The organism is Streptomyces sp. NPDC059897 (assembly GCF_042730865.1).
Lineage (GTDB): Bacteria > Actinomycetota > Actinomycetes > Streptomycetales > Streptomycetaceae > Streptomyces.
Window position 1 is genome coordinate 64,991 of the sequence record NZ_JBHWKQ010000008.1, and the last position, 26,018, is coordinate 91,008.

Here is a 26,018-nt window from a genome sequence, read left to right on the forward strand (position 1 = left end):
GCTGGTCGTTCTGAGCGCGGCTCAGCAGCTGACGGCAGGGGGCCGGTCCACGGACGGACCGGCCCCTCCCGCTCAGTCCACCCGCTCCGACTCGTGCCACCCCGCGTGCAGCGCCCGGTACTCCTCGGGCGTCGCCTTCGGCACGTAGGTGCCGGGGCCGAACATCGCCTTGGCGAGCCGGGCCCGCATCCGCTGGCGGACGGTGAACTTCCGCTCCACCCCGTTCTCGTCGAACCGCGGCCCCAACTCGTAGGGCCTGGGCTGCTCGTGCTGGTTGAGGGTGTACAGCTCCGCGCGCGTCAGCGGCTCGTGGACCTCGATGAACTCGCCGTGCGACAGCCGTTTGATCGTGCCGGACTCGCGGCCGTGCAACGCCTTCTCGCGGTCACGGTGCTGCAGGCCCTGACAGATCCGTTTGGTGATGATGAACGCGAGGACGGGCGCCAGGAAGAAGCTGATGCGCACGAACCAGGTGATGGCGTTGATCGACAGGTGCAGTTTCGTCGCCACGATGTCGTTGCCGCCGCCGATCAGCAGCACCGCGTACAGCGCCAGCCAGGCCACGCCGATGCCGGTCCTGACCGGCTTGTTGCGCGGGCGGTCCGCCGTGTGGTGCTCGCGCTTGTCTCCCGTGATCCACGCCTCCAGGAACGGATACACCGCCATGAAGGACAGGATCAGCGGGAACAGCGTGAAGGGGATGAAGACGCCCAGTTGCAGCGTGTACCCCCAGGCGTTGATCTCCCAGGCCGGCATGACCCGGATCAGCCCCTCGGAGAAGCCGAGGTACCAGTCCGGTTGCGCGCCCGTCGTGACGAGATCCGTTCTGTACGGCCCGAAGGCCCACACCGGGTTGATGGTCGCCACCGCGCCGAGGACCGCGAGCACGCCGAAGACGAGGAAGAAGAAGCCACCGGCCTTCGCCACGTAGATGGGGAAGAAGGGCGCTCCGATGACCCTCTTCTCGCTGCGTCCCGGGCCCGCGAACTGGGTGTGCTTGTGGTAGAAGACCAGGATCAGATGGAGCGCCACCAGGCCCAGCATGATGCCCGGCAGCAGCAGGATGTGGATCGGATAGAGCCGGGAGATGAAGTCGTCGCCGGGGAACTCGCCGCCGAACAGGAACATCGCCAGGTACGTGCCCACGATCGGCACCGCGAGCACGGCGCCGTGCGCGAACTTCAGGCCGGTGCCGGACAGCAGGTCGTCCGGGAGCGAGTAGCCGGTCAGGCCCGTGATGATGCCGAGGAACAACAGGGTCCAGCCGAACAGCCAGTTGACCTCGCGCGGCTTGCGGAACGCGCCGGTGAAGAAGACGCGCATCATGTGCACCGTCATACCGGCGACGAAGACGAGCGCCGCCCAGTGGTGGATCTGCCGGATCAGCAGCCCGCCGCGCACCTCGAAGCTGATGCGCAGGGTCGACTCGTACGCCTGGGTCATCCGGATGCCCTTGAGGGGCACGTAGGTGCCGTTGTAGACGACTTCCTGGGTGCTGGGATCAAAAAAGAAGGTCAGGTAGACGCCGGTGAGGATGAGGACGATGAAGCTGTAGAGGCAGATCTCGCCGAGCATGAACGACCAGTGGTCAGGAAAGACCTTGCGCATCTGGGACTTGGCGAGTTGGTAGATCCCGAGCCGGCCGTCCGCCCAGTCGGCGAGGCGTTCACCGGAGCTCGGGGGGTCGGGGCGGCGTCCGTCGCCCCTGGCGCGCGCACTGTCATCGCTCATGCGACTCCCCCTCAAGGCCGTTGAGGCTTCCGTCAGGGTAGAGCGCGCGGTGTCGGCACCGACAGAGGGCGACGCGCGGACAATCGTCCGCCGCGGAGAGGCCAATCGCCCGCCGCGTGGAGGTCAATTGCCCGCCGCCAGGCGGTTATTGATCGTCCGTCATCCGCTCCATCGCCGCCTCCACGGTCCGCGTGTGCGCCCACGCGGCCTCGGCCGCCGCCTTCGGGTCGCTGCGCGCGATGGCGTCGGCCAGGTCGTCGTGGGAGCTCGCGCCGGGCAGTTCCGGCGTCCAGCTCGGGCGCAGCGAGGCGATGCTGTCGCGCACCGATTCGACGATGCTCTCGTACAGCTCGGTCATCAGCGGATTGCCGCTCGCGGCGACCACGGCCCGGTGGAACTCCACGTCCTTCTCGACGTACGCCACCGGGTCCCCGCTCTCCTCGGCGCGGTGCCGGGCGAGCAGGGCGGACAGGATCCGGGCGAGGTCGGCCTCGCCGCGGTGGGCCGCGGCTGCGGGCGCGGCCTCCCGTTCGATGGCGAGGCGGATCTGGAGGATGTGCTTCAGCTCGGCGCGGCGCAGACGGCGCTGGAGCGCCGCGTTGAGGTCGCTGGCGGCGCGTACATATGTCCCGTCGCCGCGCCGCGCCTCCAGGAGGCCGGTGTGGCACAGGGCGCGGACGGCCTCCCGCACGGTGTTGCGGCCCACGCCGAGGTCCTCCACGAGGCGGCCTTCGGGCGGAATGCGGTCGCCGACGGCCCACTCGCCGCTCTCGATGCTCCGCTCGATCCGGCCGATGGTGCGCTGGACCAGGGTGGGTGCGGGCACGGTGTGGCCTTTCTCGCGGTGCGGGGTACGGAGGCAAAAATATCCCATGTATGCGGCGGTATCCAGCCCGGATTGGCGCGCATTTGCACACTTACGCCCCTCTCTGACCCTCGAGGGGACAGAAACATGGGATGTTACGTTGGCCGACATGCCGCAAAGTGCCCCCACATCCGCCTCCACCTCCACCTCGACCGCCTCCGCGAACCCGGCCACCGCGGCCGGGGCGACCGGCGGGCTGCTCGCCGCCGGTGTCCTCCTCATCGCCATGAACCTGCGGCCCGGCGTCGTGGCCGTCTCGCCCGAGCTCGACACGATCCGCCGCTCCACCGGGCTCAGCGGCTCGCTCGCGGGGCTGCTCACCACGCTGCCGATCCTCTGTTTCGGCCTCCTCGCCCCGTTCGCGGCGAAGCTCTCGCGGCGCATCGGAATGACGCGGGCGCTCGGCGCGATGATGGCGCTGCTGACCGCGGGCATCGCGCTCCGCCTCGCCCCCGGCCTGCCGGCCCTCTTCGCGGGAACCGTACTCATCGGCGCGGCGATCTCCCTGTCGAACGTCCTCGTACCGAGTGTCATCAAGCGCAACTTCGAGCGCCGCACGGGGCTGATGATGGGCCTGTACTCGGTGGCCCTGTTCTGCGGCGCCGCCCTCGCGGCGGGGGTGACCGTGCCGCTCGGCGACGCGCTCGGGCTCGGCTGGCGCGGGGCGATCGGCGTGTGGGCCGTGCTCTCCGCGCTCGCGCTCGTCCTGTGGATACCCCAGTTGCGCCGCTCGGACGCGCCGCCCGCGGTGGCGCCCGGCGCCGCCGACTCCCGTACGCCGCTGCGCCGTTCCCCGCTCGCGTGGAAGATCACGCTCCTGATGGGCCTGCAGTCGCTGCAGTACTACGCGTGCGCCGCGTGGATCCCGGCGATGCTCACCAGCCAGGGCATGGACGGTACGCAGGCGGGGTGGATGCTGTCCGTCATGAGCCTCGCGGGCATCGCGGGTTCGCTCGCCTTCACGGCGCTTGTCGGCCGGTCCGCCAACCAGGTCGCCCTCGGCCTCACCGGCACGCTGCTCCTCCTCGGCTCCTTGCTCGGCCTGTTGGTGGCGCCGGTGGGCGGGGCGTACGCGTGGATGCTGATGCAGGGCTTCGGCTGCGGGCTCCTGATCAGCACGGCGCTCGCCGTGATCGTGCTGCGCTCCCCCGGCGCGGCGCGCGCGGCGGAGATGTCCGGCATGGCGCAGAGCGTCGGCTATCTGCTCGCCGCCGCGGGCCCGTTCCTGCTCGGCGCCCTGCACGACGCGACGGGCGGCTGGACGGTGCCGCTGGTGATGCTCGCGGTGCTGTGCGTACCGATGGGCCTCGCATCGGTGGGCGCGGGCCGCGCCCGCCAACTGGAGGCGTGAGCCACCCGGCACGGCGGGGCGAGGTGGCGCTCACCCCACCTCGCAGGGAGGTCACACTTACGCCGCCCCGAGGCGAGGTGACACTCCACGGGCCGAGCCGACCGACTGACGGCGCAAACCACCCGACCGACAAGGCGACGCCCATCCCGCCCGGAGCCAGGTCACACTTACGCCGCCCCAAGGCGAGGTGACACTCCACGGGCCGAGCCGACCGACTGACGGCGCAAACCACCCGACCGACGAGGCGACGCCCATCCCGCCCGGAGCCAGGTGACGCTCATGCCCCCCCCCGGGCAGGGTGACGCTGATCCCTCCCGGGTGAGGCGACACTCACGCCCCCCGGGCGAGGTGGTGACACTCAGCCGCCCCGAGGCGACCTGTCACTCACCCGCCCCGAAGTAAGAGCCACTCACCCCACCGGGGTGAAGGCCACCCATCCCGCCGCCGCCCCGCCCGCAAGGCGGCGCTCACGCCGGCCCGCCGCCTCCCCGCCGCCCCGCATGGAAACGCGCCTTCTTCTGGCGGTTTCCGCATGTGTTCATGTCGCACCAGCGACGCGTGCGGCTCTGGCTGGCGTCGAAGAAGGCGGCCCGGCAGGTCGGCGACGCGCACAGCGCCAGCTTCCCGTCGCGTTCGCCCGCCACGACGTCGATCGCGTCGGCGGCGATCACGCTCAGGGCGTCCTCCACGCAGGCGTCCGGGCCGAGCCGCCACCGTCGCTCACCCTCGGGCGTCAGGACGGCCGCGGCCCGGCCCTGCACGCTGCGGTCGTTGATGATCCGGACGGCGGACGCGGGAAGCGGCTCCCGGCTCGCGGCCGCCGTCGCGACGGCGTGGATCGACTCCCGCAGCTCCCGGGCCAGATCGAGCTGGGCGAGGCTGCAGGAGTCCACGTCGAGGCCGTACACCGCCAGCCAGTCGACGAGCCGTTGCGGCGTGGGAATCCGCTCCACGGCCTCGCCCTGACGCTCCGTCAGGGTCGCCGTGAAGCTGGTCGCCAGCACCTTGCCGAGGCGGAATTCAGGGAAGTGGTCACGCATGGAACCACCTTAGGCGGTTGCGGCCCGGCTGTGAACGCTGCTAGAACCGCCTTAGACGGTTCCGCGATGCCAGGAGGTCTCATGCCCCGCCCGAGCAGCGACGTGCAAGCGTTCACAGCCCACGCGACCGAAGCCGACCTCGACGAGCTGCGCGCACGCCTGGCCGCCGCGCGCCTGCCGGAGGCCGAGACGGTCCGGGGCGCCGCGCCCGGCCCCGGCCGATGGGCCCAGGGCGTCCCCCTCGACGACCTCGTCGAGGTCGTGCGCTACTGGCGCACGGAGTACGACTGGCGGTCATTTGAAGCCCGCCTCGACCGGATCGGCCAGTTCCGTACGACCATCGACGGCCTCGGCATCCACTTCCTGCACCGCCGCTCCCCGCGCGCGGACGCCACGCCACTGCTCATGACGCACGGCTGGCCGGACAGCGTCGCCCGGTTCACCGACGTCGTGGAGGAGTTGGCGGAGCCGAAGGATCCGGACGCGCCCGCGTTCCACGTCGTGGCCCCCTCGCTGCCGGGCTTCGGCCACAGCGACCGCCCGGCCACCACCGGCTGGGGCACCGAGAAGATCGCGGCCGCCTGGGTGGAACTGATGGGCAGGCTCGGCTACGACAGGTTCCTGGCCCACGGCGGCGACTGGGGCGGCAACATCACCACGGTCCTCGGCGGCAGGTTCCCGGACCAAGTGCTCGGCATCCACACCACGTTCGCGGAGGGCCCGCCCGGCCTGTCCACGGACGGGCTGAACGCGACCGAGCGCGCGTGGGCCGAGGAGACCCGCGACTTCTGGAAGCACCGCGCGGCGTACGCGAAGCAGCAGGCGGCACGGCCGCAGACCATCGGCTACTCGCTCGTCGACTCGCCGGTCGGACTCCTCGCCTGGATCCTCGACAAGTTCGCCGAGTGGACGGACACCGAGGACAGCCCCTTTGAGCGGATCCCCATGGACCGGATCCTCGACGACGTCACCCTGTACTGGCTGACGCGCACCGGCGCCTCCGCGGCCCGCATCTACTACGAGAGCCACAACTCGCTGGACCCCGACCTCCGGGTCGACGTGCCCACGGCCATCACCGCGTACCCCCGCGACGTGGAGAAGTGCCCGCGCCCCTGGGCACAGGAGCGGTACCGGCGGATCGTCCGGTGGAACGAGCCCGAAAACGGGGGACATTTCGCGGCGTTGGAGGTTCCCGAGTACTTCGTCGCGGACCTGCGGGAGGGCCTCGCGGCCGTGCTGGACGCGAATCGATGAAGCGGCCCGGTTTACCCGTTGACCTGCGCGCACGGCTCTGCGAGGTTAGCAAGCGCTTTCTCGCCGCTCGTCGCTCAGCGCACAGGGGAACCCATGTCGGATTCAGCCGCTCCACCACGCACCAGCACCGAGGCCAAGGGCCGCCCGATCTTCTCGGGGCACTACACCCACTTGTGGGGCTTCCTGCTCGCCGGCTGGCTGATCAGCTACGCGGACCGCACGGTCACCGGGCCCGTCGTCGCCTGGATGATCGAGAACAAGGCGGGATTCATCGGTGACGCCTCGAACCCGGCGACGCTCGGCGGGCTCATCGGCTCGATGTTCTTCACCGGCTACATGCTCACGCAGTACGCGGGCGGCCGGCTCGGCGACCGCTACGGCCACCGCGAGATGCTCGTCGTCTCGCTGCTGTGGGCGGGCCTGCTCACGCTCGTGTCGGGCCTGACCGGCGGGCTCATCGGCTTCGTCGTGGCCCGCGTGCTCACCGGGCTCGGCGAGGGCGTCTTCTACTCCAACGACCGTGTCCTGGTCATCAATCACACGCCCGCGACCCGCCGCACCATCGGCCTCGGCGTCGTCCTGTCCGGCCTGTCCATCGGCCTCACCGTCGGCATCGTCGCCACCCCGCACCTCATCGACTGGGGCGGCACGCTCGGCATGGGCGGCCGGGCGTGGAGCATGCCGCTGTACGTCTTCGGGATCGTGTCGCTGCTGGTGGCCGGGGCGACGTGGGCGTTCTTCCGGGGGCGCGGCGACAAGCCGCTGCGGATCGGTCCGCCCGCGCTGCGCCTCATCGGCTACTCGATCCCCGCGGCGATCGCGATCGTCGGACTCTTCCTGCTCGCCGACGAGTTCAGCTGGCCGGACTGGCTGACCGCGATCGGCTCCGCGGTGCTGTTCCTGGTGATGGTGACGATCGTGATCCGCGGCATCGTGCGCACCGACCGCGGCACCCAACTCCTCAACCGGAACGTCTGGTTGATCTACATCGGCTTCATCGCCGTGATGTGGAACCTGTGGTTCTTCTCGTTCTGGTCGGTGCAGATCGTCGCGGAGGCCGCGCACAGCAGCCTGGGCGCCGCCGCCCTCACCGCGGCGTTCAATGCCGGCGCGGGCATCATCGGCTTCCCGGTCGGCGGCTGGATCGCGGACCGGCGGGTGCGCGCGGGCAAGGGCCGCAAGTCGCTCGCCGTGATCTGCGCGGCAGTGCACACGGTGCTCGCGGTGGCGTTCGGCGCGAGCGTCGCGAGCGGCGACCCCTCGCTGCTGCTGCTCGGCCTGATCCTGTTCTGCTCGGGCCTGTTCTTCAACGCGCTCCAGCCGATCGTGCACAGCATCCTCGGCGACCTGGCCGAGGAGAAGGACCGCGGTTCGATGTTCGGCCTGTTCAACCTGGTCGCCGAGATCGGCGCGGTGGCCAGCCCCGTCGTCAGCGGTGTGCTGCGCGACATGACCGGCAGCTGGGCCGCGGGCGTGTTCACCGCGGCCGGGGTGATGGCCGTGGCGGTCGTCCTCTACGCGCTGGTCAAGGAGCGCATCCCGGAGGTCGCCGCCACGTGACCCGGTGCGGGCTCAGCAGCCTTCGCGAAGCGGCCGGACGGTGACCTTCGCCCGGTCCGCCTCGCCCTTCACCTCGCCGTAGACAGTGGAGTTGACGCGGTACCAGCGGTCGTCGGCGGTGCGCTTGCCGCCGACGTCGTCGAGGCGGACGCACCAGTGTTCGGCCCGCAGGACCCGCGTGTACTTCTCGGTGCCCCGGCGCACCTTGTGGCAGTCACGGACCTTCTTCGTCGTGTAGTAGGTCTTGGTACGGCCCTTGCTGCGCTTGGTGTGCCGGACCTTGCGGGTGTCCGTGTCGCACTTCTTCACGAAGTGCGGCCGGGTGGCGCGGGTCGTCCGCCGCGTCACGTGGCGCACCCCGTCGCGCACCCCGGTCACCTTGTCGTCGCGCTGCTCGATGGACCGGCTGTCGGCGGATCCGCCGCCGCCGTGCACCGACGCGGACTTCTCCGTTCCGCCGCCGCAGGCCGCGAGCGCGACCACCAGCACCATCGTCAGTCCGGCCAGGGTCGGGCGCCGCTTCACGGAGATCGCTCCTCTAGATGTACATGCCATTGGGAAGCAGCAGCGTATCCGAAGCGCCACCGGTGGCTGTCGATTCGTTATGCAACCCCAGGGCGAAAAGTTCCCCTTGCATGTAGCTTGCCGTTCCGACGCATTCAGGTTGAATCGTCAACTCGGTTTGCCTACCAGAGGGAGCGATGAGCAGTCACATGCGGCAACTCGCAGTGCCCCGCCTGGCGCCTCCGTTGGAGTCGGGTGGACTTGCCGACTCGGTCTTCAGCGCCGCGCTGGAGGACCCGCGGCGTCCGCAGTTCTCGCTGCTCCGGGACGGTCACCCGACGCATGAGGTCAGCACTTCGCGGTTCCGTGACGAGGTGTTGGCCGTGGCCCGCGGCTTCCTCGCCGGCGGGGTCGGCGCGGGCGACCGGGTGATCGTGATGTCACGTACCCGCTACGAGTGGACGCTGATCGCGTACGCGCTGTGGAGCCTGGGCGCCACGGTGGTGCCGGTGTACCCCACGTCATCGACCGAGCAGGTGCGCTGGATCCTCCAGGACACGGAAGCGGTCGGCGTCGTCGTCGAGAACGAGCACAACGCGATCACGGTGGCCGCCGCGTACGGCGCCCGTACCGAGCTGACCCGGCTGTGGGAGCTGGAGGCGGGCGGGGTCCAGGCACTGATCGAGGCGGGCGCCGCGGTGCACCCCGACGCGGTGCACCAGCTGCGGGCCGGTGTGTTGCCGCAGGACCCCGCCGTGATCTGCTACACCTCCGGCACGACCGGGCAGCCCAAGGGCTGCGTCACCACCCACCGCAATATCGCCGCCGGGGCGGACACCATCCTGGCGGGCTGGGGCGAGCTGTTCGGCCCGCCCGGTGAACAGCCGTCCACGCTGGCCTTCCTGCCGCTCTCGCACTGCTACGGCCTGGTCCAGGTGGTCACCGCGGTACGCGGCGGCTGCAAGGTCGCGCACCAGCCGGACGCCTCTCCCGGCGCGCTGCTGCCCGCGCTCGCCGCGTTCCGGCCAACGTACCTGTACGCGGTCCCGTACATCTTCGAGCGAGTCTTCGCCAAGGCACGTGTCAACGCCCAGGAGAGCGGCCACATCGCCCTGTTCGAGCGGGCCGTGCGGTCCGCGATCCGGTACGCGGCGGCCGTGGAGCGGCACGCCGCGGGTGTGGGCGCGGGGCCGGGCCCCCGGCTGCGTCTGACGCACAAGGTCTACGACCGCCTGGTGTACGCGAAGGTGCGGGCGGTGTTCGGCGGCCGGGTGCGAAGCGTGGTGTCGGGCGGATCGCCACTCTCCCGCGACCTCGCCCTGTTCTTCGAGGCGTGCGGCCTCCCGGTCTACAACGGCTACGGCCTCACCGAGACGAGCTCGGCGGTCACCGCCCAGCCGCCCGGCGCACCGCGGCCCGGCACGGTCGGCAAGCCGATGCCCGGCAACGTCGTGTTCATAGCCGACGACGAGGAGATCTGGGTGGCCGGCGATGTCGTCTTCGCCGGCTACCACAACAACCCGAAGGCCAACGAGTCGGCGCTGCGCGACGGTTGGCTCGCCACCGGCGACCTGGGGCACCTCGACCCCGACGGCTATCTGGTCATCACGGGCCGCAAGAAGGACATCATCATCACGAGCGCGGGCAAGAGCCTCTCGCCGCAGACCCTGGAACAGGAGCTGTGCGCCCATCCCCTGATCTCGGGATGTGTCGTGATCGGCGACAACAGGCCCTACGTCACTGCCCTGGTCACCCTCGACCCGGAGGCCCTCGCCAGCTGGCAGGGCCTCAAGGGCCGCGCCCTGGGCTCCCCCGAGGAGGCCGTCACCGACGACGAGCTGCGCGGTCACATCCAGCGCGCGGTGCGGCGGGCCAACTCCCGTGTCTCGCGCGCCGAGTCGATCCGAGCGTTCCGCATCCTCCCGCACGAGTTCGGCGCCACCCAGGGCCTGCTCACTCCCTCGTTGAAGCTGCGCAGGACCGCGATCATGGAGACGTACGCACGGGAGGTCGAGGAGCTGTACGCGACGCGCTGAGCGGCGCCGCGCACAACGGGGTGTCCGTCAGGAGGCCGTGGGCGTCCAGTCCCCCAGCCAGTCCGCGACCTCCTGCTGCGCGGCCTGGGAGTCGCTCAGCTGCGGCCGGTCGGCGCTCGCCGCACCGGCCCCGTCGCCCGTGTTCTTGTACTCGGCGAACCGGTCGTCCTTCCACGGGAAGCCGCCCATGTCCGTCCACGGCTTCGCCTTGATCGCGGCGCTCAGCGTGGAGTTGCGGACAGTGGCCTGCGGGTCGAGGGAGGCGTCGCCACCGGCGTGCCAGTTGCGGCCGAGGTGGAAGGAGCCGGCGGAGACGTCGCCGCTGATGGTGGTGCGGTTGACCAGCAGGCCCTTCTTGCCGGCGGCGGTGCTCGGCGCCATGACGTACCCGGCGGACGTGCCGTCCCAGCGCTTCTTGAGCGTGATCACGGACTGGTCGATGACGGCGGTGGCGCCACCGAAGATGAAGTCGACGTTGCCGACGACGTACGAGTTCCTCATGTAGACGCGCTTGCCCGCGCCGTCGAGCAGCAGCGTGTCCTGGTCGCCGCTGGTGATGACCGAGTCGAGGAACACCTTGTCGGCGCTGGTGCGCAGGGCGACCGCCTGCGCGGCGATGGAAGTGTCCTTGGACTCGTCGTAGTCGTTGCTGACACTCAGGTTGCGCAGCTGGGTGTCAGCGGCGAGGACGGTGACGGTGGCGCTGCCGGATGTGCCATACGTCGATCCGTCCGGCTTCCTCGACCCGGCGGCGTGCCCCTCGACGAGCACGGTGGACTTGCGGCTCGAACCGGTGCCGACGACGGTGATGTGCGGCTTGTTCGCGGGGATGTTCACGGTGCCGCGGTACGTGCCGGGCGCGACCTTGATGTCCACGCGCGCGGTGTTGTTCGCGGGCACGGCGTCGACGGCGGCCTGCACCGTCTTGTACTGGGCGCTGCCGTCGGCGGCGACGGTGAGGGTGCTCGCGGCCGCGGCCTTCGTCGTCGCAGTCGCCGTCGTGCCGATCGAACTCCTGGGCCCCACACCGGACTTGAGCTTCCCCGGCACGTCCGCCGCCTTGTCGAGCGTGTAGGCGTAGAAGTCCGACGGGGTGAAGGCGCTGCCGCCGCTCTCGTTGCGCCCGCTGGTGCCGGAGAAGACGCTGCCGCGCTGCACGAGGGTGGCGGTGGAGTCCTTGATGACGGGGTTGTTGACGCCCTGGAAGTAGCTGTTCTCCAGGACCATCTTCGTCCTGCCCCGCGAGTAGTTCCCGTACGAGGACGTGATGTCGGTGTCCGGGTCGTCCTGGAGGTAGTTGTTGTAGAGGTGCGCGTGCGCGGCGTTGTCGGTGGAGGGGTTGCGCTGTTCCGTCTCGCGGATCCAGTTGTGGTGGATGGTGATGTCGGTGACGACGTTCTCGGTCCAGCCGATGCCGAAGGCCTTGTTGTCGTTGCTGAGCTTGTTCCAGGAGACGGTGATGTTCGTCGAGTCCTTGCGGACGTCGATGAGCCCGTCGGCCATCCTGCGCAGGTCGTTGTGGTCGATCCACACGTGGTGCGCGCCGTCCATCTGCACGGCGTCGAAGTCGTGGTCCTTGTCGTTCCACGTCCCCTGGTAGGAGTCGCGGATCGTCAGGTTGCGGATGATGACGTTGTGCACGCCGGTGCCGAGGAAGAAGCCGCCTCCGACGATGTGCCCGGCGGTGCCCGCGCCGACGATGGTCTTGTCGGAGGCGACCTTGATCTCCTTGCCGACGGGGTCCATCTTGATCTCGCCCGCGACCACGATGACGTAGGGATTGCTCGCGGTCGCGTACTTCTCCAGGTCGGCCAGGGTCTTCACGGTGACGGTCTCGCCGCCGCGCCCGCCGTACGTGCCGTTCTGCCCGTGCGCGTCGACGGAGGCGAAGCCGTCGGCGGTGTCGTCGGCGGTGTCGTCGGCCCAGGCGGCGGCCGTCGCGGCGCTCGCCGTGTCCGCGCCGTCCGCCCCGAGGAACCCGCCACCGTAGGCGAGGGCGCCCGCGGCGACGACGGCGAGCGGCGCGCCCGCGAGGAGGACGGTGCGGCGTCTGCGGTGGCGGGGTTTGCTGCGGGTGTCACTCATGAGCTCATGCACTCCGTACGTGGTGGGGGAACGCGTGCCGGGTGGCACGTGACGGAGTGGTGTCGCCGCGGGGGCCGGGAAGGTTGCCGGTCGTCTTCAGCCCCGCCGTCGGACGAGAGCCGGCAGGGCCCGGGGCAGCGCCCCCACATCAAGCCCCTGCGGCGATTGAGCAGCGGAGTCTGGGGCAGAGCCCCAGGACCGCAACCCCCTTGCAGCACGCCATGCCCGTTGTCACACCCCAATGCGAAGATGCAGCAACCGGCCGCAGTCGGACGCGCCAAGAGAAGGGCAGGGCCCCATGGGACGCACGGAGCGGGACGCCGTCGCCGACGGCACGCGTCTCCACGCGGCCGCGCGCGGCCTGCTCGACGACCACGCCCGGGCCGTCCAGAACGTGCGGGACGCCCTCGCCCCGCTGCTCGACGAGTCCGTGGCCCGGGTCCTCGACACCATGCCGGTGGCGCGGCTCCAGGAGGCCACGGACGGGCGGGTCCGCGTCGGCCTGGTGGAGCGGGACGGGCTGACCACCGTGCGGCAGGTCCTCGACGCGGGGCCCGCCCGCCTCCACCAGATCCACGGCGTGGGCCCGCAGACCGCGACGCAGCTGCTGGCCGCCGCGGGCCGCATCGCCGACCGCGTACGGCAGACCGCGGCGGTGCCGCTGGACGTGGACGAGCCGGAGCCCCGGACGACCGCGGTGGTCATGGCGCTGCACGTCCTGGTGGAGGCGGGGCCCGACGCGCGGCACGCCGTGGACAGCGCGAGCAGCATCGCCCGGCGGCTCGGACCGCTGCTCGACGAGGCGCGGCCCGCGGCGGGGCGGCTGCGGCTGCTGTTCGCCGGCCGCGTCAAAAAGGCCCGCGCACTCGACGCCGCCGCACAGGTTCGGGCCCTCGTCGCGGAGGCCGAGCGGGCCGGCACCCGGCCACTGCTCGCGCAGGCCTCGGTGGACCTGCTGCGCGGGCCCGCGACGGACGTGGCGGCCTGGGTCGACTTCGAGGTGCGCTCCGCCGAGTACTACAGCGTCCTCGGCGAGATCTCCGGGCTCGCGCCCGACAAGGACGCCGCAGAGGGCTTCCTGCCCGCCGACATCGCCGAACAGGTGCGGACGCAGGCGCTCGACGAGTCGCGGCTGCGGGTGTCGCTGCGCGGCTACCAGGCGTTCGGCGCCCGCTTCGCGCTCGCGCGGCGCCGCGCGCTGCTCGGCGACGAGATGGGGCTCGGCAAGACCATCCAGGCCATCGCCGCGCTGACCCACCTGGCGGCCGAGGGGCAGAGCCACTTCATGGTCGTGTGCCCGGCGAGCGTCCTCGTGAACTGGACGCGGGAGATCGAGGCCCGCAGCGCGCTGCGCGTCCTGCCGGTGCACGGCGCGGACCGCGGCGAGGCCTTCGCCGACTGGAAGGGCCGCGGCGGCGTCGCCGTCACCACGTACGACGCGCTGCGCACGCTGCCCTCGCCCGGCGGCGGCGAGCTGGGGATGCTCGTCGTCGACGAGGCGCACGCGGTGAAGAACCCGGAGACGCTGCGCTCGAAGGCCGTCGCCGAGTGGGCGGAGCACTGCGAGCGGGTCCTGTTCATGACCGGTACGCCGATGGAGAACCGGGTCGGCGAGTTCCGCAGCCTCGTGCGCGTACTGGATCCCCCGCTCGCGGACCGGCTCGACGAGGAGGACGGTCTCGCCGGTTCCGTCGCCTTCCGCACGGCGGTCGCTCCCGTGTATCTGCGGCGCAACCAGGACGACGTGCTCGCCGAGCTGCCGAGCCTCCAGCACACCGACGAGTGGGAGGAGTTGAGCGCGTCGGACGAGGCCGCCTACCGGGAGGCCGTCGCGTCGGGCAACTTCATGGCGATGCGCCGGGCGGCGTACGCGCACCCGGCGGAGTCCGCCAAGCTGGAGCGGCTGCGCGAACTGGTGAAGGAGGCGGCGGAGTCGGGCCAGAAGGTCGTCGTGTTCTCCAACTTCCGCGACGTGCTCGGCGCGGTCCGCACCGCCCTGGACACCGAACCACCCGTCGGCGGCCCGGTGTTCGGCCCGCTGACCGGCAGCGTGCCGCCCGCGCGCAGACAGCTGCTGGTCGACGAGTTCGCGGCCACGGACGGGCCCGCCGTCCTCGTGTCGCAGATCCAGGCGGGCGGCGTCGGGCTGAACATCCAGGCCGCCTCCGTGGTGATCCTGTGCGAGCCGCAGATCAAACCGACCCTGGAGCACCAGGCGGTGGCGCGGGCGCACCGCATGGGCCAGGTCAGATCGGTGCGGGTGCACCGCCTCCTTGCCACCGGCGGCGTCGACGAGCGCCTGGTGCGGATACTGGCCGACAAGTCCCGCCTGTTCGACGCGTACGCGCGGCGCAGCTCGATGGCCGAGGCGACGCCGGACGCCGTCGACGTGTCCGACGCGGAGATCGCGCGCCGGATCGTCGAGGAGGAACAGGCACGCCTGGGTGTGGCGGCCGAGGGCTGACCCCATCGACCCGTCAGTCGGTCAGTGCCTTGCGGATCGCGTCGTAGGCCGGCTTGCGCCGAAGGTTCTCGTCCCAGGGCAGGGCGGCGCCCTCGCCCTCGAAGAAGCCGGGGATCCACGAGTGCCTGTCGGAGTAGCCCCACAGCGTGATGCCGACGCAGCGCTTCACGGCGAGGCAGGCGTCGGTCACCTGCCCGTACCAGTCGGCCTGTTGGGCGAGCTTGGCCTCGTCGGCGGGGAGGAACATGCGGATGTCGAGCTCGGTGATGGCGACGTCGACGCGGAGGTCGGCGAAGCGCTGGATGTTCTGCCGCATCTGGTACGGGAAGCCGTACTGCAGCGCGAGGTGGGCCTGCATGCCGAACCCGTCGATGGGCACGCGGTCGGCCTTGAGCTGCTTGATGAGCGCGTAGTACGCGTCGGACTTCGCGCCGGTGCCCTCGACGTTGTAGTCGTTGAGGTACAGCTTCACCTTGGGGTCGGCGGCGCGGGCCCAGCGCAGGGCGTCGGCTATGTAACCGGGGCCGAGCGTCTTGTAGAAGATGTTCTCCCGGTAGGTGCCGTCCTCGTTCATGATCTCGTTGGCGACGTCCCAGGCGAAGACCTTGCCGCGGTAGTGCTTGACGACCTTGGTGATGTGGTTGCGGAGGATCGAGCGGAGTTCGTCGGCGCTCCAGGTGCCGTTGTTCAGCCAGTCGGGGAGCTGGCTGTGCCAGAGCAGGGTGTGGCCGCGGACCTTCAGGCCCTTCGACTGCGCGTACCGCACGATCTCGTCGCCCGCCGTGAAGTCGAAGACGCCGCGCTGCGGTTCGGTGGCGTACCACTTCATGCCGTTGCCGGGCGTGGTCTGGCCGAACTCGCTGCCGAGGAGGTCGGCGTACGGGGTGTCGGCGAGCTCCGGGTTGTCGACGGCGGAGCCGAAGTAGCGGCCCTGGTCGCGGGCGAGGTCGTGGAGCGTCTGCGTCTTCCCGCCGGAGTCGGCGGTCGCCGCGGGGGCGGAGGCGAGGCCTCCGAGGAGCAGCACCGTCGCGGTGGCGAAGGCGGCGGATCTGATGTGGGTGGTGCGCATGGCGGGTCTCCTCAACTGGTCGTGGTTCACGGGTGGTTGAGTACGTCACTTCACTCGCAGCTCGCAGCGCAGCCGCCGCTCGTGGCCCACCTCGCGGACCGGGCCCGTCAGGGTGAGCGGCACCGTGTGGCGGACGTGTTCGCTGGAGGCGGCGACGCGGAGTTCGAGGGCGCCGGGTTCGACGACGCGGCGGCCGTCGGCTCCGGTGTACGCGGCGAGGTCGGCCGGGACCGTGGCGTGGACCTCGGCCGAGGCGCCCGGGTCGAGGGGGACGCGGGCGTAGCCGACGAGCCGTGCCTCGGGGAGGGCGACGGTGCCGACCGGGTCGTGGAGGTAGAGCTGGACGACCTCGGTGCCGGGCCGGTCGCCGGTGTTGCGCACGGTCAGCTTGAGCGACACCTCGCCGTCGGTGCCGAACTCGGGCCCCTCGCAGCGCGGGGCGTCCCAGGCGAAGGTGGTGTACGAGAGTCCGTGGCCGAAGGGGTAGAGCGCGGTGGGGTCGATATTGCTGGGCCCGCCGTGCCGGCCGAGCGGCGGTGCGAGGTAGGGGGCGGGCTGGCCGCCGGGGGTGCGGGGGACGCCGACGGGGAGGCGGCCGGACGGTTCGACGCGGCCGGACAGCACCCCCGCGACGGCCGCGCCGCCCTCCTGTCCGGGGAAGAAGGCCTGCACGACGGCGGCGGCCCGGTCGGCCCAGCGGCCGAGCGCGTAGGGCCGACCGCTGAGGACGACGATGACGGTCGGCGTCCCGGAGGCGAGTTTGTCTTCGAGCAACGCGCCCTGCCCGTACGGGAGTTCAAGGTCGGCGGCGTCGCAGCCCTCGCCCGACGAGCCGCGACCGAAGAGGCCCGAGCGGTCCCCCACCACGGCCACGCAGACGTCGGCGCGCGCGGGGTCGGCCACGAACTCGGCTCTCGGCAGCTCCGCGCGCAGCGCCTGCGCGAAGGTCGGGATGTCGACGCCGGTGGGCAGTTCGGGGTGGTTGACGCCGACGTGGCGCGGGAACGTGTAGCAGCCGAGCATCGCCGCCTGCTCGTCGGCGAGGGGGCCGACGAGTGCGATGCGCAGGCCGTCCGTCTCCGGGAGCGGCAGCAGCCCCGAGTCGTTGGCGAGGAGGACCACGGACTCCTGCGCGACCTTCGACGCCAGCTCACGCATCTGCGGAGGGTTCAGGTCGACGGGCTCTCCCGCGCCCACCGGCTCCCACTCCGGGTCGAGCAGCCCCAGTTCGCACTTCTGCGTGAGGACGCGCAGCGCCGCCCGGTCGAGCGCGTCCTCCGGGAGCGCCTCGTCCGTCGCGAAGCAGTGGGCGGCCGGGAGTTCGACGTCGACGCCTGCCGCGAGCGCGAGCCTGCCCGCCTGCGCCGCCGAGGCGGCGACCCGGTGGGCGGACTCCAGGAACGCGATGCCGAAGTAGTCGGAGACGACGGTGCCGCCGAACCCCCACTCCTCGCGCAGCAGCCCGGTGAGCAGTTCCGTGTGCGCGTGTGCGGGCAGTGCGTCGACGTCGTTGTAGGCGGCCATCACGGAGCGGGCGCCGCCCTCGCGCAGCGCCATCTCGAACGGCGGCAGGATCACGTCCGCCAGCTCGCGCGGGCCGAGCGGGGCGGGCGCGTGGTTGCGGGCCCCGCGCGAGGCCGAGTAGCCGGCGAAGTGCTTGAGCGTGGCGACGATCCCGGCGGCTTCGAGGCCGCGGACGTAGGCGGTGCCGATGGTGCCGACGAGGTGCGGGTCCTCGCCGATCGACTCCTCGGTGCGGCCCCAGCGCGGGTCGCGTACGACGTCGAGGACCGGGGCGAGGCCCTGGTGGATGCCGACGGCGCTCATGGAGGCGCCGATGGCCCGCGCCATCTCCGTGATCAGCGCGGGGTCGAAGGTGGCGCCCCAGGCGAGCGGGGTCGGGAACACGGTGGCCTGCCAGGCGACGAAGCCGGTCAGGCACTCCTCGTGGGCGAGCGCCGGAAGTCCGAAGCGGTTGCCGGCGCGGATGCGGCGTTGCAGGTCGGCGAGGCGGGCGGCGCCCTCCGCGGGCTCCACGGGGACCGTTCCGAAGGGCCGGGTGAGGGTGCCGAGGCCGTACGGCAGGAGGGCGTCGAGGTCCGCGCTGTCGGCGGCGTACTCGTGCTGTCCGGGCGCCACGGCGGCATCGGCGTCGGAGCCGACGGAGGCGCCCAGCCACACGCTGCACAGCTGGGCCGTCTTCTCCTCGGCGGTCATCCGGGCGAGCAGGTCCGCCGCCCGGACGTGGGCGGGAAGGGTGGTGTCCTGCCAGGGCTGAGCCATGGATCTCCTCAAGTGCGGGACGCGTTGCGGTCGTTGGCAGGGCGGTCAGCCCTTGGTGGCGCCCATCGTGATGCCGCCGATGAGCTGCCGTTCGGCGACGGCGTAGAAGCCGAGCGCGGGCACCATCGCGAGGACGAGGTAGGCGAAGACACGGGCGATGTCCGTGGCGTACTGGCCCTGGAACTGCTGGACACCGACGGGGATCGTCCACCAGGTGGGCTCGGTGAACACGAGCAGCGGGAGCAGGAAGTTGTTCCAGCTCGTCACGATGGCGAGGACGGAGACGGTACCGAGCGCGGGGCGCGCCATGGGCAGCAGGACCCGCCAGAAGAAGCCGAACGGGGAGCAGCCGTCGAGGGTGGCGGCCTCCTCCAGCTCGCCGGGGATCTCCCGGAAGAAGCCGCGCAGGATGACGATGGTCATGGGCAGCCCGAACGCGGCCTGGGGCAGGATCACGCCCAGCGGGTTGTCGAGGAGCCCGAAGGTGCGCAGCAGGATGAACAGCGGCAGGATCGCCACGGCGAAGGGGAACATCAGGCCGACGGTGAAGAGAGTGAACATCAACTCCCTTCCCTTGAAGGCGAACCGGGCGAGCGCGAAGGCCGCTAGCGCCGCCGTGCCGACGGTGAGGACCGTGGTGCCGACCGCGATCAGCGTCGAGGAGCCGAGCATCCGCCAGAACGAACCGGAGGCCAGGATGTCCGTGTAGTTGGACACGACCCACGGCGACGGCAGCCCGAAGGCGTTCTGTGACAGCTGGTCGGTGGACTTGAACCCGGACACCAGCGCGTACAGGAGCGGGGTGACCATGACGACGCCGACCAGCCACACGATGACGTACAGCGGTGTGGAGCGCAGGCGCCGGCGCGCGGCGGGGCCGAGGGCCGCCATCAGGTGACTCATCGGGTGGCTCGCATGTTGGTGAGGGCTCCTTCGGTGTCCCGGCGCAGCACGTACCGCTGGTAGGCGACGGCGAAGACGAGGCTGATGAGGAACATCGCGATGCTGATCGCGCTGGCGTAGCCGATCTGGTAGCGCTTGAAGCCGAACTGGAACAGGGAGACGGCCATCGTCTCGGACTGGTGGTCAGGGCCGCCCTGCGTGGTGACCCACACCAGGTCGAAGAGCTGGATGGCGCCGATGACGGACAGGAAGGCGCTGATCCGGATGGTGGGTCCGAGCAGCGGCAGCGTCACGTTGCGAAAGCGCTGCCAGGCGTTCGCCCCGTCGATCCGCGCGGCCTCGTGCAGCTCAGGCGGGATGCCCTGAAGGCCTGCCAGGTACAGCATCATGTGGAAGCCGAAGTACTTCCACATCATGACGAGGAACAGGGTGGGCAGCACCCAGTCCTGGTCGGCGAACCAGAGTCCGCCGAGGCCGTCGAGGCCGATGGAGCCGAGCACCTTGTCGGCGAGCCCCTCGTCAGGCGCGAAGATCATGGAGAACAGGACGCCGGTGATGACCTCGGACAGGACGTACGGGGCGAAGAACAGCATCCGGTAGACGGCTCGGCCGCGCAGCTTCTGGTTGAGCAGGACGGCCATCGCGAGCGCGAACGGGAGCTGGAGTCCGACGGAGGCGAGGACCAGGAGCAGTCCGCGCCACAGGTCGCCGAGGAAGACCGGGTCGCCGAAGAGGCGGGTGTAGTTGTCGGCGCCGGCGAAGTCCGACGGCGCCCCGAAGCCGCCCCAGTTGAAGAAGCTGACGTACAGCGCGTAGAGGATGGGCGTGAGCACGAGCAGGGCGAACAGGAGGAGGGCGGGCACCGTGAACGAGAAGGCGGTCAGCCAGTCCCGCATCCGGCGCGCCAGTGGGCGCCGGTTCGGTGCCGGGGCGGCCTGCTCCTTGACGGGAGCGGGCCGCGCGTCATTGATCTGAGTCGAAGTCATGGCTGCTTACTGGCTCTTGGCGACCTGGGTGATGGAACGGGCGGCCTGCTCGGGCGACTTGGCGCCCGCGATGAGGGCGGCGACCGAGTCGTTGATCTCCTGGCCGAGCGCGGGCGGGTAGGCCTGGTCGAGGTAGAGCTGGAATCCGGTCGCCTTGTCCAGGGCGGCGGAGACGACCTTGAGGTTGGGGTCGGTGAGGGAGCCGATGGCGTCCTTGAGGGCCGGCATCAGGTTGGCCTTCTTCACCAGGAGCTTGTCGGACTCGGGCGACATGAAGAACTTCAGGAAGTCGACGGCCGCCCTGGGCGCGCCCTTGCGCACGGCGTAGCCGCCGCCTCCGCCGAAGATGTCGTATCCGTCGCCCTTGCCGCCGGCGACCGTCGGGAACGTGAAGAAGCCGAGGTCCTTGCCGACGCCCTTGCCCGCGTCGGCCTGCACGACCGGTGCCCACTGGCCCATCAGCTCCATCGCGGCCTTGCCGTTGCCCATGGTGGCGGCCTCGCCGCCCGGCGTGGAGTACGCGGCGCCGAGGAAGCCCTTCTGGAACGGCTTCAGGGCGACGAGTTCCTTGAGCCGCTCGCCCGCCTTGACGAAGTCGTCGCCGGTGAAGTCCTTGGCTTCCGCGGCCTTCTTCATTCCGTCGACGCCGGCGATGCGCATCGCCAGGTAGGCCCAGTAGTACATGCCGGGCCACTTCTCCTTGCCCGCGAGGGCGATGGGCGTGATCCCGGCGCTCTTCAGCTTCTTGACGGCGTCGAGGTAGTCGCTCCAGGTGGCGGGCGGGCTCGTGACACCGGCCTTCTTGAAGTGCGCCTTGTTGTACCAGAAGCCGACGCCGCCGATCTCCATGGGCATCGCGTACATCTTGCCGTCGAACTTGTAGGGGTCGGGGGCCACGCCCACGAACCGGTCGGACAGCGGCTCGATGGCCTCGGTGAGGTCCTCGACGAGGCCCGCGTCGATCTGCTGCTCGAGGATCCCGCCGCCCCAGGTGTGGTAGATGTCCGGCAGCTTCCCCGAGCTGGTCAGCGCGGTCAGCTTCGACTTGTACGCGTCGTTCTCCAGCGTGACGAGCTTGATGCGCACGTCGGGGTGCTCGGCCTCGAACGCCTTGGCCCGCTCGGGCCAGACGGTCTTCGACGGCTCCGTGGTCTGGATGTTCCACCACTCGACGACCGTGCGGCCCTTGCCGTCGGTGGCACCGGATTCGGAGCCCGAACAGGCGGAGAGACCGGCGGCCCCGAGGCCCACGGCGGAGGCGGTCCCCAGGAACCGCCGGCGGGACAGGGCCGCGGCGACGGCGGACGGGGACACAGCGGCTCGGTCGAACACTGGCATGGCGCACCTTCCGGAAGGAATCCGAAAACTATCGGTAGATGGCCAGGGAAGTTACGGGCATACAACAGGGGCGTCAACGCCCTTAACAAAAAAGGCTGTTGACGCCCCTGAGGCGGCTGCGGCGGAGCTACCCGTTCCGCGGCGCCGCCGTACTGGCCCTGACCACGAGTTCCGTCGCCAGATCGACGCGCGGAGCCGCGGGTTCCACGGAACGGGCCAGGTCGAGCGCGGTACGAGCCGCCAACTTGCCCATGTCGGACAGCGGTTGGCGCACCGTGGTGAGCGGCGGAGCCGACCATCGGACTTCCGGAAGGTCGTCGAAACCGACGACGCTCAGATCCTCGGGCACGCGCAGGCCGCGCCGCCGCAGCGCCTCGATCGCGCCGAGCGCCATCTGGTCGCTGGCCGCGAAGATCGCGGTGGGCGGCTCGTCGAGATCGAGCAGCCGGTCGCAGCCGGCGAACCCGGACGCGTGGTAGAAGTCTCCCGGCACGATCAGCTCGTCCTCGATGGGCACGCCCGCGACGTCGAGCGCGGCCCGGTACCCGTCGAGCCGGGCCCGCGAGCACAGCAGCCGCGGCGGCCCCTGGACGAAACCGATGCGCCGATGGCCGAGCCCCAGCAGATGCTCGGTGGCCGCCATCCCGCCCGCCCAGTTGGTGGCGCCGATGGTCGGCGCGTCCGTCACGGGCGAGCCCGCCGGGTCGATCACCACCAACGGCACGCCCAGGCGCTGCAGTTCGTCCCGCAGACCGGATTCCAGCACCGACGTCACCAGGATCACGCCGTCCGACGCGCGGGCCCGCAGATTGGTCATCCACTCCCGCGCGGCGCCCGCCCGGTCGTGGATGGCGGAGACGACCGTCCCCACGCCCGACTCGTGCGCGACCTCCTCCACGCCCCGGATGATCTCCACGGCCCACGGGCTGTCCAGGTCGTTGAAGACCAGGTCGAGCAGGGCCGCCCGGTCCCCGGGCGCGGGCGCCCGCCGCTGGTAGCCGTGCCGGTGCAGCAGGTCCTCGACACGGGCCCGGGTGCCGGGCGAGACGTCGGAGCGCCCGTTGACGACCCGCGAGACCGTCGGCACGGACACCCCCGCCTCCCGCGCGATCTCGGTGATCGTCACCTTGGCCGGCCCCTCAGGGCTCCGCGTGGCTGCCTTGCGCTGAGTGCCTTCCCCGGCCACGTTCCCCACCTCCGTCGACATGTCCGTCCGGATCCGGATCCGATAATTCTCCGAACGTCTTCCGGAAACCGTAGAACATGCCGACCGAAGTGTGCCGGTCAAGCCGCAGTTCTTTGCGGCCTGTTGATCAGGTGCGTGCCGGTGGGCGCCCCGGGGTCAGGACTGCGCCACGTCCAGGGCGCTGATGCCGATGCCGCCGCTCGCCTCCCCGGGTTTGCGGCTGCGCATCCTCAGGCGCAACGACCGGCCGCGTACCGCGTCGAAGGTGAGGACGGTGGGCTCGCCGGAGCCGGCGGCCCAGTCGATGTCGACATCTTCGACGCCCTTGTACGTCTCGCCGTCGCCGACGGCCACCTCGATCGCGGCGGGCAGGGAGTGGGTGGCGTCGACCGTGAAGGACACCTCGACGCGGCCGACCTGCCGTTCCTGCGCCCAGGTCAGCGAGACCCAGTCGTCGGGGCGGGCCCCGTTGAATGCGGGCAGGAGGGCGGTGGCGGCCTTGTTGAAGGCGTTGGACCACTGGGTGGCCGGGTCGCCGTCGAGCATCGCGGCGGGAAGTGTCTTGGCGGCGCCCGAGTAACTGGCGTCGGCGTGCGGGTACTTGGTGGCTCCCGGTCCGGGGTCGGGGGCGAAGGGATCGGCCGGGGTGACCGGCTGCCCCGCGGGTCCCGTGACCCGCAGGGTCACCTTGCCCTGCCGCAAGCCCTTCGCGCGCGCCGTGACGGTGAGGCCGCCGGGCTCGGTGCCCGCACGCACGATGGCGAGCGCGAGGCCGTGGAACGTCGTACGGGTACTGGCCTGATAGCGCTCGGCGGACTCCTGCCGCCCGTTGTCGACACCCGCCAAGTGCCCGCCCTTGACGTCGAATTCGAGGAGCCGCGCGGCGTCGGGGACGATGGTTCCCTTCGCGTCGACGACCTCCGCGGTGACGAAGGCGAGGGCCCGCCCGTCCGCCGCGACCGCCTTCCGGTCCGCCGTCAGCCGCACGGCATGCGGGGCGCCCGCCGTCCGCAGCACATCGGTGGCCACGGTCTTGCCGCCACGCCGCGCGACGGCTTTCAGTTCACCGGCCGCGAAGGGCACCTTCCACGTCAGGTGCAGCTTGCCCGCGCTGCCGTTCGGCGAGGTGTAGCTGCCGGGGTAGGGGCCGGAGGTGACGGTCTTGTCGTCGTGGGTGGCCTCCGTGGTCTCCAGGTACGGGCGGCCGTCGACGGTCTTCTTCTCGTCGAAGGAACGCACGCCCAGCGAACGGCCGTTGAGGTACAGCTCGACCTCGGCGACGTTCGCGTACGCCCACACCTCCACCTCCGCGCCCTTCTCGTGCGTCGTCCAGTCCATGGGCAGCAGATGCACCATCGGCTCGTCGACCCACTGGCTGCGGAAGAGGTGGTACATGTCCTTCGGGAAGCCCGCCGTGTCGACCGCGCCGAAGAACGACGCCTTCACCGGGAACACGTCGTACGGGGTGGGCTCGCCGAGGTAGTCGATGCCCGACCACAGGAACTCGCCGGCGAAGAAGCGCCGGTCACGGTCCTTCTTCAGGCCGTACTCGCCGCTCATGGTCCAGGAGGCGAGGTTGTTGTCGTACGAGGAGGTGGCGCGCTTGCCCGGCGTGTGATTCTCGCCGGTGTTGAGGCGCTCGGGCTCCTGGTACGTGCCGCGGCTGGACGTCTCGGAGGAGGACTCGGACTCGAAGAGGAACAGGTGCGGGTAGCGCTTGTGCAGCGCGTCGACGGAAGCCGCGGTGTTGTAGTTGAGGCCGAGCCCGTCGAGCCCCGCGACGATCTTGTCTGCGGGTGAGCCGACGGCGGGCAGCGAGCGGTACTTGTCGGAGCCGATGACGATGGGGCGTGTGCCGTCGAGTTCCTTGATGTCGGCGGTCAGGCGCTCCGCCATGGCGATGCCCGAGGTTTGGGTGGAGTCGGGGATCTCGTTGCCGATGGACCACATGAGGACGGCCGGGGAGTTGCGGGCGGCGCGCACCATCTCGGCGATGTCGGCGTCGGAGTGCTCGTCGAAGAAGCGCCCGTAGTCGTAGGTGTTCTTGCCGGTGCGCCAGCAGTCGAAGGCCTCGACGAGCATGATCAGGCCGAGGTCCTCGCAGGCCTCGATCACCTCCGGCGCGGGCGGGTTGTGCGAGGTGCGCAGCGCGTTGACACCCATGGACTTCATGATGGTCAACTGGCGGCGGACGGCGTCGGGTTGCACGGCGGCGCCGAGCGCACCGAGGTCGTGGTGCAGGTCGACGCCCTTGATCTTGGTGTGTGTGCCGTTGAGCGAGAGGCCCTGGTCGGGGTCGAAGGTGGCATGCCGGAGGCCGAAGCGGGTGCGGTAGGTGTCGACGGTGCGGCCGTCGACGCGCAGGTCGGTGACGAGGGTGTAGCGGTTGCCCGGGGTCTCGATGGACCACAACTCGGGCTTGTCGAGGCGCAGTTGTGCGTGATCGGTCCTGCCGTCCTTGCCGACGCCCGTGAGGGTCGACTCGATGCGGGCCACGCGGCGGCCCTTGGCGTCGCGGACCGTGGAGAGGACCGTCACGTCGCCCGAGGTACCCACGACGGTGGTGCGCACGTCGACGGTGGCGTAGCCCTTCTTCAAGGTCTGCGCGAGGTCGGGCGTGGTGACGAAGGTGCCCCAGCGCTGGACGTGCACCGGTTCGGTGACGACGAGGCGGGCGTTGCGGTAGATGCCGCTGCCGGAGTACCAGCGGCTGCTGGGCAGCCGGTTGCGGACCTCGACGGCGAGCAGATTGGGGGTGGCGCCGTCGATGTGCAGCAGGTCGGTGATGTCGTGGGCGAACCCGGTGTAGCCGTACGGGTGGTGGGTGACGAGCTCGCCGTTCACATACACGTTGGCGTCCATGTAGACGCCGTCGAACTCGACGGAGATCCGCTTGCCCGCGTACGCCTTCGGCACCGTGAACGTCTTGCGGTACCAGCCGAGCCCTCCGGGCAGGAAGCCCGTACCGCTCGTCGTGTTGTGCTCGGCGGTGGGCGTCTGCTCGATGGACCAGTCGTGCGGGATCGCGACCTTCCGCCACTTCGTGTCGTCGAAGTCGGGGCTCTCGGCGTCGGCGTACGCGCCGGTCGGGTCGGTGATGCCGTCCGGGCTGACCAGCGCGAAGCGCCAGCCGTCGGCGAGGTCGACGGTGCGGCGGCCGACACTGCCGGCGCGGCCTTCGGCGGCGCGGGCCGCGGGCGCGGCGAGCGCACCCACGACGGGGGCGGCCGCGCTCGCGGCCAACACGGTTCTACGGCTGACGGATCTACGGCTAGCAGACATGCGGAAATCCCCTCGAAGCCAACATGACTCGCCACAAGCGAACGTGAGTCAACAGATTCTTGTGGCTTCGTGTGGGGATTA

General features: G+C 70.8%; 17 protein-coding genes. 5 read left to right on the plus strand and 12 right to left on the minus strand.

Features of this window, described 5'->3' with window-relative positions:
• Nucleotides 1-72: 72 nt before the first annotated feature.
• Nucleotides 73-1,731: a cytochrome bc complex cytochrome b subunit gene (locus tag ACFV9W_RS11605; RefSeq protein ID WP_385758286.1), complete on the minus strand. Its 1,659-nt coding sequence runs from the start codon at nucleotides 1,729-1,731 to the stop codon at nucleotides 73-75.
• 145 nt (nucleotides 1,732-1,876) lie between these two features.
• Nucleotides 1,877-2,557 (minus strand): FadR/GntR family transcriptional regulator, encoded by a 681-nt coding sequence (locus ACFV9W_RS11610; protein ID WP_385758288.1) that lies wholly within the window; start codon nucleotides 2,555-2,557, stop codon nucleotides 1,877-1,879.
• A 148-nt stretch (nucleotides 2,558-2,705) separates the two neighbouring features.
• On the opposite strand from ACFV9W_RS11610, the gene ACFV9W_RS11615 reads away from it, so the two are divergent.
• Nucleotides 2,706-3,947, plus strand: coding sequence for a CynX/NimT family MFS transporter (locus ACFV9W_RS11615; RefSeq protein ID WP_385758291.1), 1,242 nt, complete (start codon nucleotides 2,706-2,708; stop codon nucleotides 3,945-3,947).
• A gap of 467 nt (nucleotides 3,948-4,414) precedes the next feature.
• Here the strand turns inward: ACFV9W_RS11615 and ACFV9W_RS11620 are convergent, their stop codons facing one another.
• Nucleotides 4,415-4,987 (minus strand): CGNR zinc finger domain-containing protein, encoded by a 573-nt coding sequence (locus tag ACFV9W_RS11620; protein ID WP_385758294.1) that lies wholly within the window; start codon nucleotides 4,985-4,987, stop codon nucleotides 4,415-4,417.
• 81 nt (nucleotides 4,988-5,068) lie between these two features.
• Here ACFV9W_RS11620 and ACFV9W_RS11625 point away from each other — a divergent pair, with 81 nt between their 5' ends.
• Together ACFV9W_RS11625 and ACFV9W_RS11630 are read left to right on the plus strand one after the other, a co-directional pair.
• Nucleotides 5,069-6,241: an epoxide hydrolase family protein gene (locus ACFV9W_RS11625; RefSeq protein ID WP_385758297.1), complete on the plus strand. Its 1,173-nt coding sequence runs from the start codon at nucleotides 5,069-5,071 to the stop codon at nucleotides 6,239-6,241.
• Nucleotides 6,242-6,334: 93 nt separating this feature from the next.
• Entirely contained in the window at nucleotides 6,335-7,801 is a 1,467-nt protein-coding gene (locus ACFV9W_RS11630) for an MFS transporter (protein WP_385758299.1), read from the plus strand.
• A gap of 12 nt (nucleotides 7,802-7,813) precedes the next feature.
• Here the strand turns inward: ACFV9W_RS11630 and ACFV9W_RS11635 are convergent, their stop codons facing one another.
• Nucleotides 7,814-8,326 carry a hypothetical protein gene (locus tag ACFV9W_RS11635; protein WP_385758302.1) on the minus strand — a complete coding sequence of 171 codons (513 nt, stop codon included), beginning with the start codon at nucleotides 8,324-8,326 and terminating at the stop codon, nucleotides 7,814-7,816.
• 188 nt (nucleotides 8,327-8,514) lie between these two features.
• Between ACFV9W_RS11635 and ACFV9W_RS11640 the strand changes: the two genes are divergently transcribed.
• Nucleotides 8,515-10,341 carry an AMP-dependent synthetase/ligase gene (locus ACFV9W_RS11640; RefSeq protein WP_385758305.1) on the plus strand — a complete coding sequence of 609 codons (1,827 nt, stop codon included), beginning with the start codon at nucleotides 8,515-8,517 and terminating at the stop codon, nucleotides 10,339-10,341.
• A 27-nt stretch (nucleotides 10,342-10,368) separates the two neighbouring features.
• Here ACFV9W_RS11640 and ACFV9W_RS11645 read toward each other — a convergent pair whose 3' ends face one another.
• Entirely contained in the window at nucleotides 10,369-12,426 is a 2,058-nt protein-coding gene (locus ACFV9W_RS11645; RefSeq protein ID WP_385758308.1) for a pectinesterase family protein, read from the minus strand.
• Nucleotides 12,427-12,724: 298 nt separating this feature from the next.
• Here ACFV9W_RS11645 and ACFV9W_RS11650 point away from each other — a divergent pair, with 298 nt between their 5' ends.
• Nucleotides 12,725-14,890, plus strand: coding sequence for a DEAD/DEAH box helicase (locus ACFV9W_RS11650; protein ID WP_385758311.1), 2,166 nt, complete (start codon nucleotides 12,725-12,727; stop codon nucleotides 14,888-14,890).
• Nucleotides 14,891-14,903: 13 nt separating this feature from the next.
• On the opposite strand, the gene ACFV9W_RS11655 is transcribed toward ACFV9W_RS11650, so the two are convergent.
• From ACFV9W_RS11655 to ACFV9W_RS11685, 7 genes are all read right to left on the minus strand, one after another.
• On the minus strand, nucleotides 14,904-15,959 hold the full coding sequence (locus tag ACFV9W_RS11655; protein ID WP_385758314.1) for an endo-1,4-beta-xylanase: 1,056 nt from the start codon (nucleotides 15,957-15,959) through the stop codon (nucleotides 14,904-14,906).
• 45 nt (nucleotides 15,960-16,004) lie between these two features.
• Entirely contained in the window at nucleotides 16,005-18,242 is a 2,238-nt protein-coding gene (locus ACFV9W_RS11660; RefSeq protein WP_385758317.1) for a glycoside hydrolase family 3 N-terminal domain-containing protein, read from the minus strand.
• 45 nt (nucleotides 18,243-18,287) lie between these two features.
• Entirely contained in the window at nucleotides 18,288-19,052 is a 765-nt protein-coding gene (locus ACFV9W_RS11665) for a carbohydrate ABC transporter permease (protein ID WP_385758683.1), read from the minus strand.
• Nucleotides 19,053-19,141: 89 nt separating this feature from the next.
• Nucleotides 19,142-20,131 (minus strand): carbohydrate ABC transporter permease, encoded by a 990-nt coding sequence (locus ACFV9W_RS11670; RefSeq protein WP_385758320.1) that lies wholly within the window; start codon nucleotides 20,129-20,131, stop codon nucleotides 19,142-19,144.
• A 6-nt stretch (nucleotides 20,132-20,137) separates the two neighbouring features.
• Complete coding sequence (locus ACFV9W_RS11675; RefSeq protein ID WP_385758323.1) at nucleotides 20,138-21,469, minus strand: extracellular solute-binding protein; 1,332 nt, start codon at nucleotides 21,467-21,469, stop codon at nucleotides 20,138-20,140.
• Between the two features lie 127 nt (nucleotides 21,470-21,596).
• Nucleotides 21,597-22,595, minus strand: coding sequence for a LacI family DNA-binding transcriptional regulator (locus tag ACFV9W_RS11680; protein WP_385758327.1), 999 nt, complete (start codon nucleotides 22,593-22,595; stop codon nucleotides 21,597-21,599).
• Between the two features lie 216 nt (nucleotides 22,596-22,811).
• Nucleotides 22,812-25,937, minus strand: a complete 3,126-nt coding sequence (locus tag ACFV9W_RS11685) for a sugar-binding domain-containing protein (RefSeq protein ID WP_385758330.1) — start codon at nucleotides 25,935-25,937, stop codon at nucleotides 22,812-22,814.
• Nucleotides 25,938-26,018: the final 81 nt, after the last annotated feature.

What these genes read in the sequence shown, in the direction of transcription:
- ACFV9W_RS11605 (WP_385758286.1), bottom strand. Translation starts at nt 1,731, where the DNA reads ATGAGCGATGACAGTGCGCGCGCCAGGGGCGACGGACGCCGCCCCGAC.
- ACFV9W_RS11615 (WP_385758291.1), top strand. Translation starts at nt 2,706, where the DNA reads ATGCCGCAAAGTGCCCCCACATCCGCCTCCACCTCCACCTCGACCGCC.
- ACFV9W_RS11620 (WP_385758294.1), bottom strand. Translation starts at nt 4,987, where the DNA reads ATGCGTGACCACTTCCCTGAATTCCGCCTCGGCAAGGTGCTGGCGACC.
- ACFV9W_RS11625 (WP_385758297.1), top strand. Translation starts at nt 5,069, where the DNA reads ATGCCCCGCCCGAGCAGCGACGTGCAAGCGTTCACAGCCCACGCGACC.
- ACFV9W_RS11630 (WP_385758299.1), top strand. Translation starts at nt 6,335, where the DNA reads ATGTCGGATTCAGCCGCTCCACCACGCACCAGCACCGAGGCCAAGGGC.
- ACFV9W_RS11640 (WP_385758305.1), top strand. Translation starts at nt 8,515, where the DNA reads ATGCGGCAACTCGCAGTGCCCCGCCTGGCGCCTCCGTTGGAGTCGGGT.
- ACFV9W_RS11645 (WP_385758308.1), bottom strand. Translation starts at nt 12,426, where the DNA reads ATGAGTGACACCCGCAGCAAACCCCGCCACCGCAGACGCCGCACCGTC.
- ACFV9W_RS11650 (WP_385758311.1), top strand. Translation starts at nt 12,725, where the DNA reads ATGGGACGCACGGAGCGGGACGCCGTCGCCGACGGCACGCGTCTCCAC.
- ACFV9W_RS11655 (WP_385758314.1), bottom strand. Translation starts at nt 15,959, where the DNA reads ATGCGCACCACCCACATCAGATCCGCCGCCTTCGCCACCGCGACGGTG.
- ACFV9W_RS11660 (WP_385758317.1), bottom strand. Translation starts at nt 18,242, where the DNA reads ATGGCTCAGCCCTGGCAGGACACCACCCTTCCCGCCCACGTCCGGGCG.
- ACFV9W_RS11665 (WP_385758683.1), bottom strand. Translation starts at nt 19,052, where the DNA reads ATGGTCACCCCGCTCCTGTACGCGCTGGTGTCCGGGTTCAAGTCCACC.
- ACFV9W_RS11670 (WP_385758320.1), bottom strand. Translation starts at nt 20,131, where the DNA reads ATGACTTCGACTCAGATCAATGACGCGCGGCCCGCTCCCGTCAAGGAG.
- ACFV9W_RS11675 (WP_385758323.1), bottom strand. Translation starts at nt 21,469, where the DNA reads ATGCCAGTGTTCGACCGAGCCGCTGTGTCCCCGTCCGCCGTCGCCGCG.
- ACFV9W_RS11685 (WP_385758330.1), bottom strand. Translation starts at nt 25,937, where the DNA reads ATGTCTGCTAGCCGTAGATCCGTCAGCCGTAGAACCGTGTTGGCCGCG.